The organism is Alteromonas sp. 5NW40-0090 (assembly GCF_057552975.1).
This window is the reverse complement of the sequence record NZ_BAAJLT010000003.1, coordinates 140,374-155,126: the sequence shown is the minus strand read 5'-3', so window position 1 is coordinate 155,126 and position 14,753 is coordinate 140,374. Positions and strand designations below refer to the sequence as shown.

The window sequence follows — 14,753 nt, the reverse complement described above, 5'->3', positions numbered from 1 at the left end:
TTCCTTTAGTACATATGTTACAGTCAATTTTGTTCTATCCATCACTTAATCTTCTAATCATATCTGTCAACTCAGGAATAAAGACATTTACACCTTCATAAGATAAATGAACCTTATCTACGTAGTAACCTTTCTTATCTCCCATGTGTACGCACTTTTCGCTAGGGCAGAACGTTTGATATAGAGATAAATAACCATCCGATACTCCATTAAGCTCTTCTTTGAATTTACTATCCATCTCTTTTCTATTTTTTCGGTTCAGTTTTACAACTAGATCGTGACCAATAACTTCGGAAATCCCCTGTAAAATTGGAACGCTGGTCAGATAGTCCACTGGCGGCCCAATTACGATCACTTTACTCCCTAAAGCTTTAACTTTATTCACTTCTTCTACTAGGTGTTGCAAGTCTCCAGTTTCCCACATGGCAAAGTAAATAACGACTTCTGGTAAAGTTTCTTTTTGCCATATTTCAGACTCTACATACTCGTTCAAAAGCACGGCATTCTCACTCCATTTTTGCGGCCTTCCTGGTTTGTAGTTAACTCCACTTGCTTGCAAAAAATTAAAATCTGGCATCGCCTTGATCAATGAACTCGTAATATTTGCTGACAAGCTATCTCCAGTAACAAGGATGTTCGGGACTTCACTTTTCGAGGTAATACAGTCCGTGTAAGCTGCATCTATCCCTACTTTCTTTGACACAAAGAAGCACTCGTTCAAACGGTACAGCTCTGGTGTTCCTTTCATTGTTAAATAAGTAAATGCCCTAGGATTTTTCAACCAAAAATTGTTAACAGCAATGCTCCAAGCGAGCATTACAAACACGATTAAAACCGCAACGCTCGGCATTGTAAATGCCATAAAAACTGGAGATTTCTCTGATTTGTTTTTTCGAAAATAGTTTAACACTGGAAGCTCAACGAAATAGTAGAGCAAAGCCCCCCCGAAATAACTCGCTACAATTAACAGACCAGCCACTGACAAACTCTCAATCGATAAGAATATACCTGCCAAGCAAATCAGAGGCCAATGCACTAGGTACATTGAATAGGAAATATTCCCAATGTGAGTCATTAACCTTGTGCGCATTAATGAATTAACAAATGTGTCGGTACCTGTCGTTACCAGTAAACACATCGTGCCGATGACAGGTAATAGAGCCCCCGGTCCTGGGAAAATAAAGTTTTTGCTATAGAAAAATATAACGCCGACTAGTGAAATTAAACCAAACCAAGAGAGAAACTTTGCTTTATATTTTGCTCTGCATTGAAAGCCAGACCAAGCAATAAGCGCTCCTCCACTAAATTCCCAAGCGCGATACCATGGTAAATAAAAAGCCGCACTTTGATTAGCAAAGGTTGTAATAATGCTGGCTGTCAAAGATAAAATAAAGACAATACCTAATGTATAAACAGTTTTCTTTCTATAGAAATTAGAAGCTATTAGCAGAAGCGGGAAAAGCAAATAGAACTGTTCTTCCACTCCAAGCGACCATATATGGAGAAGAGGGTTAGAAATACCACTACTAAAATAATCTAGAGTAAAGTAGAAATAAATGTTAGCAACCCCGAATGTTGAAGCTACACTTGATTTCAAAAAGCTCTCGTCAACACTTGAGGGTAGAAAAGGTAAAAATACCAACGTGGTGATTAGAACTGTAGCTAACAAGGCAGGAAATATTCGCCATAACCTACGAACAAAAAAAGTTCTCATTGAGAAATTTTTAGTCAACATTTCTTTTTTGATAATTAGAGTTATCACGAATCCGGAAATTACAAAAAAGATATCTACACCAACAAAGCCGCCAGATAAAAAAGGAAATTGGACGTGAAATAAAATCACAGAAATTACTGCCAGAGCTCTTAACCCTTGTATCTCAGGAATAAAACCATTTTTTTTCAATTTCTTAAAACCTTCTGAGTTTAGCGTACCGACTTTGTCTATAAAGTGTTCTAAAATACTTTTAGCCCAAATTAAAATCTATCAGAAAACATACCTTCGTAATTGAATTAGAGTCAGTATGTTCATTTACTTTTTAGAAACTCAACTACTCCAATACTCTTCGTACTTTCAACTCCAAGAAGGCACAACCGGTGCCCAAAAAAAGCCATAAATACCAGCAATATGAAAGATAACCGAGCATATTGTCAGAATAACAAACCAACATGAATGCAGAGATAGCACCTATTAAAATACTTGTCCCTTTTGGGTCTTTTGAATAGGAGGAGAAAAACTTAATAATAATTCCAATCAGTATTATGAGGAAAGAGCAGAGACCTAAGAACCCCATATCGAACGTTACTTGGACATAAGCGTTGTGCGCATCAAAATCATGCTCACTTTCTAGTGGAAAAAACTGTAGAAAATAGTAAGAAAAAGTATCATAGCCATGTCCAAAAAACAGCCTGTTTTGTATAAACTCCCAGGATGATATCCACACGACTTTTCGCCATGCGTAGGAATTTAGTTTTTCTCCACCCGTTGCTGTTGTTTGGGAGTCAGTTGCTAAATCAGCAATTCTATCTTGAACAAAGGGAAGAAAAAGAGCCAGAACTCCTATAACACAAATCCAGACAACATATTTTCTTTCATATAGCGCTCCGTAAATAAAAAAGACAGCTAAAAATGCTATCCATGCACTCCGTGTCTTAGTAGCTATTAAACAAATGGCACTAACTGTAAGTAGAAAATAACATAGCCGTATGAATCTTTTCGAGAAAAATACTGCTTCTGACTTTATACAGTAAAAAGAAACCGTAGCTATTAGTACCAGATAGAATGCGTAAATATTTGGATGGCTAAAAGTTCCAGATAACCTGAAACCGTCTTTAAACATACTGGTTTCTGGTAATAAAAATTGAAAAGCAGAAACTATAAATGGTAAAAAGCTTGAGTAAATAATTACCTTCATAACAGCTTCCACATCATTTCTTGAACGAATGAATGAGTAAGCTAGAGCGAACAAGCAAAAATAAGTGATAACAGTAATGAAAGAGCGGGTAGAAGAAATGGGTACAGGTGAAATAACGATAGATATTAATCCTAGTACAAGAAACCCTCCCCAAAGCTTTAATGCACTCTCCGATATTTTGCCCTTGCTTTGTAGTAAACCACCGAAAAAAAGTACTATTAAGCAGAGATTTAATAACGCGCCTAAACTGATGCCTCCAAAGTTTGTAAGTTTCAATACAGGATCTAACGAAGCTCTAGTTAGTAGAAGCATGTAGATTATAGGTGAAAAAATATAAAGTGGGCTTTTACGAATTATCATTAGTTAGCACTGTTTGTAATAGTTCCATAGCAGCATTGATAAGCACCTCCATTTAAGCGGTTGCAAAATACAAGGAATGCGAGCGTGATGCAAAACTTTTCTGCAAGTTTCGAGCCGTAGTCGATTGCTGAGCTGCAGAAGTGTGCGTTTAAGAAGCTTCCATTCAATAGTTAACTTTTGTCCACTTTTCGAATGGGACTTACGTCCCGTGTTTAAACGGATGAGAAAAAATGTAACTAATTTTTTTTTTTCAATGCACTTCTTTTTCGTTATCAGTATTATTGACTCAGATAGCGAAGAAAAATCAAGTATTGCACACTTTTGAGGCATTTTTATTAAATTAACTTTGCGTAAGAATCGAGCACTTTCTTGTAAAAGAGGGCTTCTACTATCCCTTCTTTTCGTTTGCGCGCCATTTGCATTAGATCTATTCTGCAAACCGGAATTGGCTGCACAGCAAAGCACTGTATTCACTGAACAAATATACAACAGGATAAGCTCAGCTTACGGTCGTAAAGCTAGCGAAAACGTTGCTAAATGGCGACAATTGGTTAGTGAACTTCAAAGTGAAGACCTAGACGAAAAGCTATACGAAATAAATCGATTTTTTAACCGCTTTGATTTTGTAGACGACCTTGTTCACTGGCAACAAAAAGATTACTGGGCAACGCCAATTGAGTTTATTTCAACCGGTGCAGGCGACTGTGAAGACTATACCATAGCCAAATATTTCTCTTTGCTTGAGCTTGGTATTCCAGAACAACAGTTGCGACTAATGTATGTTACTGCGTTAGAATTGCGCCAACCTCACATGGTATTGGCGTATTATGAAACCCCAACCTCTGTTCCACTTGTTTTGGATAATATAAACAGGCGTATTTTGCCTGCCAATAAAAGAAGAGATTTGTCGCCTATTTATAGCTTTAACGGTAACGGACTGTGGGCTGCTAAAGCTATGGGCACTGGCCGCAAACTTAGGGGAAGCGGCCCAATGAAAATGTGGGACGATATGGTAGAGCGGCTAGACCGCGTTATGTACGGAGATAAACAAGAATAATGAGACTATCTACCCAATTAAGTTCAAGCTTACTCGTTTTTTTAATATTGGTTTTTGCTGGTTCTTTCATAATTAACGTTAAGCTAACCAGAGAATATGTAAACGAGCAGCTTGCTACCCACGCGCAAGATACCGCAACTTCATTAGGGCTTTCTGTTACGCCCTATTTGGGTGACGTAAACGGCCTGATTGTGGCCGAGACCATGGTAAATGCTATTTTCGACAGAGGGTTCTATCAGTATATTACCATTACTGACATGGAGGGGAACCTACTGATTGAAAGACGTAACCCAGATACTGTCGATACGGTTCCTACCTGGTTTACTGATATTGTAGAAGTTACTCCCCCCGTTGAAAAAACAGAATTAAATGATGGTTGGACGATGGCGGGTGAACTCGCGGTTCAAAGTCACCCAGGCCTTGCAAATGAAACTTTGTGGGAAAGCGTAAAGCAAAGTGCATTTATGTTCTTTGCTGCTTTTGTTTTTGCCTATATTGCGCTGCTTTTTATTATTACTGCAATTACAAAGCCGCTTCGCATTGTAGTAAACAAAATTGAAGATATTCAAAACCAAAAGTTTTCCCACATTAACTACAAACCGTTTACCAAAGAACTTTCTTTTATAACCCAGGCAGTAAACAGGCTTTCTACTTCTGTTGAAGTTATGTTTAAAGAACTAACACAAAAAGCCGAACAGTTCAGAATTCAAGCCTTTGAAGACAGCCTTACTGGTGTGCAAAACAGGAACGCTTTCACACGCCATATGAATGCGCTACTTAGTAAAACTGCCACCTCGGATGAAGGCTATGTAATTTTAATACGTCTTGCCCAACTAAACGCTATTAACATGACGTTAGGCGCGCAAGATGGCGATAATTATGTAACTGCGGTAGCTAAAGAGCTAAGGAACTTTACTTCTAGCATTCAGGAAACGGCGTTTCTGTTTAGGGTATCTGGCGCTGATTTTGTATTGGTGACAGAGTCGATGACTAAGCAAGATTGCGAAGCCCACATAAACGTACTCTGTAGTACCCTAGCACACTGCAACCCACTTAAAGATGGCAGTAAAGCAGTATGGATTGGTGCTGCGCAGTTTAATGATGAACAGTCTTTTTCTGAAATTATGGAAAATGCCGACAGCGCACTGATGGCTGCGACCAAACAACCTCACGGCTGGCAGTTCGCCTCTGAGCTTTCTCATATTCACAGTAACACTGCGTGGAAAGAGCGTTTAAACCAAATTTTAGATCAGCAATACGCCGATATACTTATTCAGCCTGTAATGAATGTTGAAAAAAACACACCCGCTTACTGCGAGGCGTTTGCGCGATTTAAAGACAAAGATACTGGCTCCCCTATCCCTATGTCACAATTAATTCCCGCATCTGAGCGTTTGAACTTAATTCCAGAGGTAGATAAGTTGGTGGTAAGCTTAGTGCTTAAAAAACTGGCAAAAGATAAAAGGAATGTTGCAATTAATATTGCAAATGCATCTTTAGCCAGTGGGTCGTTTAGGCAATGGCTGTTAGGTTTGCTGAACCAAAATGAAGCGCTGTGCACTTATTTGATCTTTGAATTAGAAGATTCAGCGTTAATTCACCACAAGAACGATGCAGTATCATTTTGTAAAGCATTAGTTAGTTTAGGCTGCAAGATTACAGTTGAACATTTTGGAGACAATCTTGCATCATTAGCCGGGTTGAGGGCTATTCAGCCTCATTTTGTAAAAATTTCCGGCAAACTTACGAAAGATGTTCACTCAGACAAAGATAGTCAGTTATTTGTAAGTAGTTTATTAAGCATTGCACGCGGGTTAAGCATTAGCATTATTGCTGAACTTGTCGAGAACGAAGCCGAGTCGATTGCACTATCGCAACTACATGTTTCGTATCAGCAGGGCTTTTACTTTGCCAAACCTTCGTTATGGCAGTATTAGTAAGCCTAAAATGAATAAGATGTATAACAAAAACGAGATCTTATACGTTTACTTGTTGTACAATAAAGCCATATGGTGTTAGCAAGAAGCTAACCCGACGTTTTTAATCTAAGGATAAGTTATGCGTAGCAACATTATTTTATCTGTGCTCTTTTGCGTGCTGATTGCTTTTTCAACGGTATCTTTTGCACAAGAAGGCGACGTACCCGGTTTGCAAGTTAGAAACCTACTAGTTTCTGAAATTGAAGAGGGTACAGCAGTTGAGCAAGCTGCAGAGGAAATAAGCCAAACCGTGCTCAATGAAGGTATGTTTTTTGATGCCGCAGGTTTGTCATACTTAAGCGAGAACCAAGCAGCTTATCAGTCGATGGTTGCTCTTCTAAATGACAATGCTACTGGGTTTGAAATTGCTATAGCAGGTTTTGGTGAATTGCCTGAGCAACCGGCGCAGGTCGTTACCATTGCCATTTTGATGTTCCCAGAAGACGCTAACGAAATCTACAATATAGCCCTTCAAATGCAGGTTATTAGCGAAGAAGACGCATTATTAGCGGTTATTAATGCTGGCGTCGATCCTAGCACGTTAACAGCAACTGCTGCAGGTGCTGCAGGCAATACGTTTTCTCCGCTAGGTGTAGGTACAGGTGCTGCAGGCGCAGGCGGTGGCGACACAACCATTTCAGCTAACTAGGTTGCTTTAATTTATATTTAAATTCTTCGTTAGTTAGTTGTAATTGCTTATGTTTAATTTTCAGAAAACCGAAAAGTTTCTTTTCGGTTTTCTTTTGTTTACCTTGTTTTGGCTGCCTTTGTCACTAGGTGCCAATCGCCCGTGGGCGTGGGCACTAATGCAAATGTCGTTTTTCTTCATTGGCGGCGTTTTATTACTCATTAACAACTCTTTACTTTCAAAGCTATACGCACAATACAAGGTGCTTGTTATTGTATGGATGGCATTCTTAGCCTGGCAGCTAGTTAATATAATCCCCCTTCCTTTTTCTTTAGTTGAAGCCCTTCGCCCTGAACGCGTTCACTTTATGATGAACGAAAATATTCAGTACGTGGAAGATATAAGGTCGCAGTGGCTTTCGCTAAGTTTTGATGTTGGGCAGAGCAACGTTACGTTTTTTAAATCGCTTGCCTATTGCTTCTTGTTTTTCATTGCACTTACGCTTATCAACACAGGTAAACGCCTTAGGTACACTTTGATAGTAATTAGCGCTGCTGGTGTGTTTCAAGCTATATATGGTGCATTGGAAGTATTGTCTGGCTTGAAGTACAGCTTAATTTTTAAACTGCCTGTTTCTCATATTGCCACGGGAAGCTTTGTTTATAAAAATCATTATGCCAATTTTCTATTACTTTGCTTGAGTGCCGCTATTGGTTACATGGTAGCTAGCTTGCGTGTTCGAAGCGGTTCAAGCCCAAGAGAACGATTACGTAGAATAGTGCGCTTTTGGTTAAGTAATAAAGTGCTGTTTCGTATTGGTATTATAATAATGGTTATAGCGCTGGTAATGTCCCGTTCTAGAATGGGCAATAGCGCGTTTTTTATCGCCATGACAATTACGGCTACATTAGGCTTAATTTACTTTAAGCCTCGCCAAAAAAGCTATGTGGTGCTGTTCATAAGCATGCTAGTTATAGATGTGCTTATTGTTAGTAGTCTTTTTGGTCTTAAACAGGTGCAGCAGCGCATTGAACAAACCAACTTAACGCAAGAAAGTCGTGATGAAGTGATAACCGATGCCCTGCCCCTTCTTACCCAATACGGGATCATAGGTACAGGCGGAGGCACCTTTTATACGGTATACCCTCAGGTACAAAGTGAATCTATTCAGCACTTTTACGATCATGCTCACAATGAATACCTTCAGTTTGCTATTGAGTTTGGCATAGTAGGCGCAGCCATTATAGCCGTGCTTGTATTGCTGTGCGCGAAAAGTGCCTTAAGCGCAATACGACACCGAAGACATCCGCTGCCAAGGGGAACAGCCTTTGCAACTGTTATGGCAGTTATAGGGATGGCATTACACAGTACGGTAGACTTTCCTCTACAAGCACCAGCAAATACCGCTATATTTATTATACTGTTAGCACTAGGTGCGTTAAGTCGCGATATCCCTATGGGGCGGCGAGATAGATAGCCACAATTAGTTTTATGACACAAGGGGACCTGTGTGGTACTAAAGATAAAGCGACCAATAAAAGAAGAGCCTAACGTTCAGCACATGCTAGAGCGTATGCCCAAAAATGTTGCAGACTCCTTTACCGACGACCAGTTGTTTCATTTAAATACAGCGCTTGCCGGGCGGCGCTGGGGTAGCCACAAGGTAGATGTAAGAGGCACTATTGGTTTACTGAGAAGCCGATATTATTTTGTTTTACTGGCAGGTCGAGACAAGCGCGACCTATCGCGTACCGAAAGCCGCATAGGCAAACTAGTTATGGCAGCGATTGTTGCTTTGTTCTTATGCGTATCTGTAGTACTAGGCTTAGTACTGCTATATATTTTAAAGAGCTGGCTGGGCATAAACCTTTTTGAAGGGTTTTCTTTAGGCCTTTGGGATTGGTTAAAAGAGAATACTTAAAAGTTCAGCTCTTAGTTTTGTGCACAGTTTAATAAGCCTGTGCTAACAGCAAAACTAGATGGTTCAAGCCAACGGCACGCGGATTCATTAAGATTATTTTCGCCCACAAGGCTCAATATTGATTTTCTACTCAATGGGTTTTTTATACCTAAATCTAAGTGATGCCTTAGTTGTTTTAGAATTTTAGCGTAATGTACTGACCTATTAACGTACATTGTAATACCGAACTCTGCTATGAATCTGTGCACTATGGCGTCTTGTGGCCCAACGCTAACAGCGTTATCTAAATATTGATAAAACTCGTCATCCAACTCGCCTAGTTTCCACTTTACAGAGGCTAAGCCTATCCACCCCCCACTCCAGTTAGGTCTTAGTTTTAAGCTTTTTCTATAGCTAAGCATCGCACTGTGAAGTTCATTAGGTCCATTATTCGCTTTGGTTGCTGCTTCTAAGTCACTCGCTAAGACCGTACTGAAATGTAACCATTCGAAAAGCTGTCCTTGCAATTGATAATAAAGCGCATTGTTTGGTGCTTTATCAATCACCTCTTCAATCTTTGTAAGAGCTATTTCAACGTCTTTTTCAGAAACTGAAGAAGGAGCGCTATTCCAACCATCCAAACTATTTTTAACGCTATAATAAGTGTTGCTAACAAAAAACTGATTTGCGCTTCCCAAAAAGCTAAATAAAGCTATGGAAGCAATTAAAAAAGTAAGCGCATGATGCCATTTAAGCTTTTCCTTCCAATGTGCGAACGTAATGTCAACTTGCATGCTTTTTCTCCCGCGCTGTTATTACACTAGGAGTTTCCAGAAAAGTTTTTTTTGCATACGTATAATCATAACTCGCGACTACTTCATAGGCAGCTTCCATATCATTGGGTCGTCTGACTAAATCGTGAGTGTCTGACGCCACTACATGAAATGCTCTTTTTTCTAACAACCTAAATGCAAACTCTTCTACTTTTTCACCAAAGCGACCAACAAAGGCTCCCGCAGTGGCTTGAAACAAGCAACCTTGTCTTTGCAGCCAATTAAATTTGTGATTTTCGGCAATTAATTCTCTATTGCGTTCCGGATGAGCAATAAGTGGTTGAATATTATTGCGCAGTAGCCATTTTATAAGTACATCAAGACCTTGTGGAATATGGCTATGGGGCATTTCAAGAAGTAGTACATTTTTGCCATCGAATTTACCTAGGAAAGGTAATTCACCTTTTTTGTGCCATATAGGAATAAGCTCATTAACGCGAACTTCAGCTGCGAATGAAAGAGAAAGAGGAATTGACTCCCTTTTAACGTGCTTACTAAAAGAGAGAAAGGCGGCTTCTATTGAGCTCAGAGAGTTGTCAAAATACCCCATATGTATATGAGGAGTGCATACCATATGGCTGATACCACAACTTACTGCCTGCTGAGCCATTTCAAGGGCAATGTCTAAAGTCCTGGCACCATCATCGATGCCAGGAAGAATGTGACTATGAAGATCTATCAATAATTTTTTTAGCTGCTTTTCTGACTGGTATATCCGTATTGGTCATAAAAGCCGGCGTACCTTTGTGCTACATCTGATTTGCGCAAGTTTACTTGATTCAGTACCACCCCATCAAGACGGTGGCCCACTTGCAGGAATCGCGATAAGCCATTATTGATTACTTTGTCACTTGTACTGTCAGCTCTAACAACGTAAATAACAGAGTCACAGGAGTTTGCTACGATCATAGAGTCGCTTACAGCCTGCGTAGGTGCCGTATCTACCACCACATACTTATACTCAGACTTAAGCTTAGTAATAAGCTCGTCAAACCCCTTGTCTGCTAATAGCTCCTGCGGGTTTGAAGGGATAGTTCCTGCAGAGAGAATATCAATATTTGATTCTTCATCTCGAACCAAACATTCCTCAAAACTATGCGACTTCAATACAAGATTCGCTACACCAGGTTGATAACTAGGAATATTAAACTGTTTGCCTATGCTTGGTCGACGTAAATCAGCATCAATTAATATAGTCTTATCTAGCTGACCCAAAGCAAAAGCTAAGTTAATAGATACTGTGGTCTTCCCCTCTTTGGGAACACTTGATGTAACCAAAATTGCCTGGTTTTCTTTTTCAATGTTCAACAAAGAAAGACTTGTTCGTAGCGTTCTAACCGCTTCGGCAAACTGATGTTTCTTACCATCAAAAAACGTACGAATAGGTAAGTCCGTCTTTTTCTTGTGGGCAAGCCAAGGGATTAACCCAAGCATACGCTGCCCTAACTTCTTTTCTACATCGTCTACAGACCGAATACCACTATTAAGCGTTTCCATAACAATGGCAAGCGCGATACCAAAACTTAAACTCAGCACGAAAGCTGCTGCAATAAATAGCTTTTTATTGGGTTTAGAAGGTGTATAGCTGGGTAACGCACTGTCGAGAACGCGCGCGTTGGCCGACTCTAGGCCACCAAGCTCATCAGTTTCTTTAAGTCGAGTAAAAAATGAATCGTAAAGCTGCTGGTTAATATCTACTTCTCGCTCTAAAGCCTTACGTTTATTATCCAGTTCAGCCAGTGACCTGAACGCAGCTTTAGACGTTTCAACTTCTTTTTGTAACTGCGCTACTTTTTGTTTCGATGATTCATACTGAGTTGTGATACTGCTTATTAAATCCGTAATTTGGGTATTTAGCGTATCCCTAATTGCTGTCAATTCGGCATTGGCCGCTATCATTTTAGGGTGCTTCGGACCATAGACCTTACTAAGCTCACTGACTCTTGTTAACGCTTTACCTTCGTCTCTTCTGACGTCCCTTACAGCAGGGTGATTCAAGACTTCAGGTATTCTGGCTACATCTTCAATAGCATTACTATCTTTAATCTGGTTAAAAATAACACTGTTTAACTTAAGCTCAACTTCCGCTTCAGAAAGCTGAATATTGAGTCTTTCTAATTCGTCTGACGCAAGCCCTACTACGCCATCAATATTTACAACCTGATTAGTTTCATAAAACCTAACTAAGTTACGCTCTGCTGCATCTAACTTAGTTTTCAAACCGTCAATACTATCGGTAAGAAATGAAGTCGCCTTCGCAGTCATATCTAATTTAGCTTGAAGATAGTTTTCGATATAAACTTCGGCAATGGTGTTTGCTATTAAAGCAGATAAAGAAGGCTCTTCAGTAGTTACTGATATCTCAACTAATTGGGTCCCCTGAATAGACTTTATGTCTGTAGCTTGTGTAAGAAGATATGTCGCTTTTCGCTTTAATTTTTCGATTCGCTGAACTTCGGTCAACTCTAGAGTTTCTTCTTGAGGAAGAAACGGAAAAAACTCTGTAATACTAACTAACAGAGAGCTTTCTGTTTCCTCGGGCATAAAATCAGAATTATTGAATAGCGATAGACTTTCTACTGTTTTTTCTGCAACTTGACGTGATTTAAGCACTTCTAATTGCGTAGCCATATAATCTTTGCTTTTTGTATCTATCCCATAAACTTCTTCAATAGACACTACATTGGCTTTCTCAGCTTCTATTAATAAAGTTGTAGAAGATGTGTAAAGAGGTGTCATCTTCATTACTAAGATAGTAACCAGCCCGGTAAAAGCGATGGCTAATAATATAATTCTTAAGCTATAGCGCTTTATAATTCCCAGATAATGCCCTAAATCAATGAGCTCGTTATTATCTGTATCTTCCGTAATTTTTACTGCCATTTAGTTAGCTCACAAAATAGTTATATTTTAAAAGAAACGCTGGTTTACAGTTACGATGTCACCCGGTTGGATCATATCTGTAACCGAGACACTAAATTCAAACTGTTGCCCATCTGTCTCGCGTACTATAGTAATTTTATCCCTATTAGCACGCTCCGTATAACCACCTGCCAATGCAGCAGCTTTGTTAACAGATAGCCCTGGCTGGTATGGATAACCGCCGGGGCGCTTTACTTCACCGTCTATAAAAAACGGGCGATACTCAACAATTGAAACGGAAACGGACGGGTTTACTAAGTAATCTCCTAATAAGCCTTCATAAATAAGGCTCTCAACTTCCGCTGCGGTCATGCCAACTAGCTTAAGTTCACCAAGGAAGGGGTAATTAATCGTGCCAACATCGGGCAAGCGGATTTCCATCGAAAGATCATCTTGCCCAAAGACGCTAATATTTATTCTGTCGCCAGAGCCAAGCTGGTATTGGCTCATACTCAAGTTCCCTTCTTGAGCCCAAGCACAAACATTCCAAAGTATGGCTAGAGTAAGAAAAGATATTTTTTTTATATTGCTTATCACAACGTAACCTCAGCTGACACACCGACCACACTTTGGTCGAAATTGATTGTTTCTCTGTTACTTTCTCTGTCTTCTATTGCGTAAAACAGTGAAAAGCTTAACCACCTTCTCGCTTTGTAATCCAAAGACGCTGCGTAAATAGATAGTTTGTCATCTCGATTGGTAATGTCTTCATCATCAACAATATATTCATTGTTTTCTCTAGCGTACCGCAAGCTACTACTTAAGCGTTCAAGCCATTGGTGAGTCCAAGATAGCCTGTAGTTTCTGCCACGAATTAAACTCCCCTCACCGTTGGTCTCATTAGTATCGGCGGAGGTAGTGAAATTTACGGTAGAGTACGTGAGTGGTTGCCACTCGATACCTACTTCCCAATCGGTTCCATAAAAATTATCCCGGTTGCTTGCCGCAAAATCTTTTTCTTTATACCCGATTTTTGCATAACCAGAAGTTGCTGCCGTATTTTCCCACGCAATACCAACCAAAAGACGGTTCTCATTACTCTCTAGAGAGTTTTCAAGCAAGTTGTTATCGTAACGTATAAATGAGCGCGTGAAATCGAACACTAATTCAGTAGAGGGGGCAATTTGATAATTGAACTCGGCCCCAATTCTATTGGTCGCCCTGTCTCTAATAAGGTACGCAAATTCATTACGGTCGTAATCTAAAGTGGTTCTGTCTGCTTTAAACACCACTTCACCAGCTGAACTTAAACTTCCGTATGTATATTCAGCGCCATAGTACACGCTTTTATAAGTATCAGGTGTAGTTAAATCACTCCCGCCGCCTAATGAGAACCCTGTACCTCTGTCCTCATGGCCGTCTTCGTATCTTAAGATTGCGTTGATTGCATGGCGACTGTTTAACTCGTAATCGGTAAGTGCTTCAACAAAATGATCAGTATAATCATCTGCGCTGCTTGAAAAGAAAGTGCCGCGTTCCAACCGATAACCAAATTGCACCGGGTTTCCGTCAACCTCTGTAGCTGCAATAATTTCAGGTGATAGAATTGAGCGCCAGCTATATATTTTTGCTTGCCCGTCGGTTGCACGAGCAACATTGTCTACGTAGCTCATGGAAGTGTTAAGAGAAGGTATAATGTCAAATTGCCCTGCTTCAATCCTTCCTTGTTGTTGAGCTGCTACAGAATTGGCAACACAAATAGCAACCATCGATAGCAATAGCTTGTTCTGATATTTCATTTCCTTTCCCTACTTTCACTTTGCTATTCAAAATAGCTTAGATGTTTTAACTGACCGTCGAAAACAGACGACTAGATCCAGATTAAGTACGTTTACAAATGTAAAGATACTGGCAAGAACAAGTTCTGTACTTACAAAAGATATGTGCACTCACTGCTCAAGAGTCTCCCGTTTGATTACGAAACAAGCTAAATTCGTGCCATTAGATAAGCACAATATAACATTAAATTATTTCAACTTTATTTTCTTAAAGTTGGATTATCTCTCCTACCTAATATTCGTGCTAATGATACCAATTTTAAAAAAACCATAAAGCTTATTTTGTAATAAAATTACAACAGAGATACAATATTATATAGTCGTAGTATTAACTTGGGAATTCTGAGGTAGCATTCCTAAATTAAATGTTAAACACTATATGTT

General features: G+C 39.6%; 12 protein-coding genes. 5 read left to right on the top strand and 7 right to left on the bottom strand.

Annotated elements, in window-relative coordinates; translation table 11 throughout:
* Positions 1–34: 34 nt before the first annotated feature.
* Positions 35–1,903 (bottom strand): acyltransferase family protein, encoded by a 1,869-nt coding sequence (locus tag AC27KT_RS04725; RefSeq protein ID WP_487127825.1) that lies wholly within the window; start codon positions 1,901–1,903, stop codon positions 35–37.
* A gap of 145 nt (positions 1,904–2,048) precedes the next feature.
* On the bottom strand, positions 2,049–3,272 hold the full coding sequence (locus AC27KT_RS04720) for an O-antigen ligase family protein (protein ID WP_487127823.1): 1,224 nt from the start codon (positions 3,270–3,272) through the stop codon (positions 2,049–2,051).
* Between the two features lie 445 nt (positions 3,273–3,717).
* Here AC27KT_RS04720 and AC27KT_RS04715 point away from each other — a divergent pair, with 445 nt between their 5' ends.
* The 5 genes from AC27KT_RS04715 to AC27KT_RS04695 all read left to right on the top strand — a co-directional run bounded on the left by AC27KT_RS04715 (position 3,718) and on the right by AC27KT_RS04695 (position 8,857).
* A complete protein-coding gene (locus AC27KT_RS04715; protein WP_487127821.1) occupies positions 3,718–4,329 on the top strand; it encodes a transglutaminase-like cysteine peptidase in 612 nt (203 codons plus the stop codon).
* The gene (locus AC27KT_RS04710; protein ID WP_487127819.1) at positions 4,329–6,266 is read left to right on the top strand and encodes a bifunctional diguanylate cyclase/phosphodiesterase; all 1,938 of its coding nucleotides are present in this window, start codon (positions 4,329–4,331) and stop codon (positions 6,264–6,266) included. Before AC27KT_RS04715 ends, AC27KT_RS04710 begins: the two co-directional genes overlap by 1 nt.
* Positions 6,267–6,387: 121 nt before the next feature.
* Complete coding sequence (locus AC27KT_RS04705) at positions 6,388–6,957, top strand: hypothetical protein (RefSeq protein ID WP_487127817.1); 570 nt, start codon at positions 6,388–6,390, stop codon at positions 6,955–6,957.
* Between the two features lie 49 nt (positions 6,958–7,006).
* Positions 7,007–8,413, top strand: coding sequence for an O-antigen ligase family protein (locus tag AC27KT_RS04700; RefSeq protein ID WP_487127815.1), 1,407 nt, complete (start codon positions 7,007–7,009; stop codon positions 8,411–8,413).
* Positions 8,414–8,446: 33 nt separating this feature from the next.
* Positions 8,447–8,857 carry a 3-phosphoshikimate 1-carboxyvinyltransferase gene (locus tag AC27KT_RS04695; RefSeq protein WP_487127813.1) on the top strand — a complete coding sequence of 137 codons (411 nt, stop codon included), beginning with the start codon at positions 8,447–8,449 and terminating at the stop codon, positions 8,855–8,857.
* 11 nt (positions 8,858–8,868) lie between these two features.
* Here the strand turns inward: AC27KT_RS04695 and AC27KT_RS04690 are convergent, their stop codons facing one another.
* The 5 genes from AC27KT_RS04690 to AC27KT_RS04670 are packed head-to-tail and all read right to left on the bottom strand — an operon-like array spanning position 8,869 to position 14,330.
* Complete coding sequence (locus tag AC27KT_RS04690; protein WP_487127811.1) at positions 8,869–9,630, bottom strand: VpsP family polysaccharide biosynthesis protein; 762 nt, start codon at positions 9,628–9,630, stop codon at positions 8,869–8,871.
* Complete coding sequence (locus AC27KT_RS04685; protein WP_487127809.1) at positions 9,620–10,351, bottom strand: tyrosine-protein phosphatase; 732 nt, start codon at positions 10,349–10,351, stop codon at positions 9,620–9,622. Before AC27KT_RS04685 ends, AC27KT_RS04690 begins: the two co-directional genes overlap by 11 nt.
* An 8-nt stretch (positions 10,352–10,359) precedes the next feature.
* Positions 10,360–12,552 carry a GumC family protein gene (locus tag AC27KT_RS04680; RefSeq protein WP_487127807.1) on the bottom strand — a complete coding sequence of 731 codons (2,193 nt, stop codon included), beginning with the start codon at positions 12,550–12,552 and terminating at the stop codon, positions 10,360–10,362.
* A 27-nt stretch (positions 12,553–12,579) separates the two neighbouring features.
* The gene (locus AC27KT_RS04675; RefSeq protein ID WP_487128151.1) at positions 12,580–13,116 is read right to left on the bottom strand and encodes a polysaccharide biosynthesis/export family protein; all 537 of its coding nucleotides are present in this window, start codon (positions 13,114–13,116) and stop codon (positions 12,580–12,582) included.
* An 8-nt stretch (positions 13,117–13,124) separates the two neighbouring features.
* Complete coding sequence (locus tag AC27KT_RS04670; RefSeq protein ID WP_487127805.1) at positions 13,125–14,330, bottom strand: outer membrane beta-barrel protein; 1,206 nt, start codon at positions 14,328–14,330, stop codon at positions 13,125–13,127.
* Positions 14,331–14,753: the final 423 nt, after the last annotated feature.

What these genes read in the sequence shown, in the direction of transcription:
- AC27KT_RS04720 (WP_487127823.1), bottom strand. Translation starts at nt 3,272, where the DNA reads ATGATAATTCGTAAAAGCCCACTTTATATTTTTTCACCTATAATCTAC.
- AC27KT_RS04710 (WP_487127819.1), top strand. Translation starts at nt 4,329, where the DNA reads ATGAGACTATCTACCCAATTAAGTTCAAGCTTACTCGTTTTTTTAATA.
- AC27KT_RS04705 (WP_487127817.1), top strand. Translation starts at nt 6,388, where the DNA reads ATGCGTAGCAACATTATTTTATCTGTGCTCTTTTGCGTGCTGATTGCT.
- AC27KT_RS04700 (WP_487127815.1), top strand. Translation starts at nt 7,007, where the DNA reads ATGTTTAATTTTCAGAAAACCGAAAAGTTTCTTTTCGGTTTTCTTTTG.
- AC27KT_RS04690 (WP_487127811.1), bottom strand. Translation starts at nt 9,630, where the DNA reads ATGCAAGTTGACATTACGTTCGCACATTGGAAGGAAAAGCTTAAATGG.
- AC27KT_RS04680 (WP_487127807.1), bottom strand. Translation starts at nt 12,552, where the DNA reads ATGGCAGTAAAAATTACGGAAGATACAGATAATAACGAGCTCATTGAT.
- AC27KT_RS04670 (WP_487127805.1), bottom strand. Translation starts at nt 14,330, where the DNA reads ATGAAATATCAGAACAAGCTATTGCTATCGATGGTTGCTATTTGTGTT.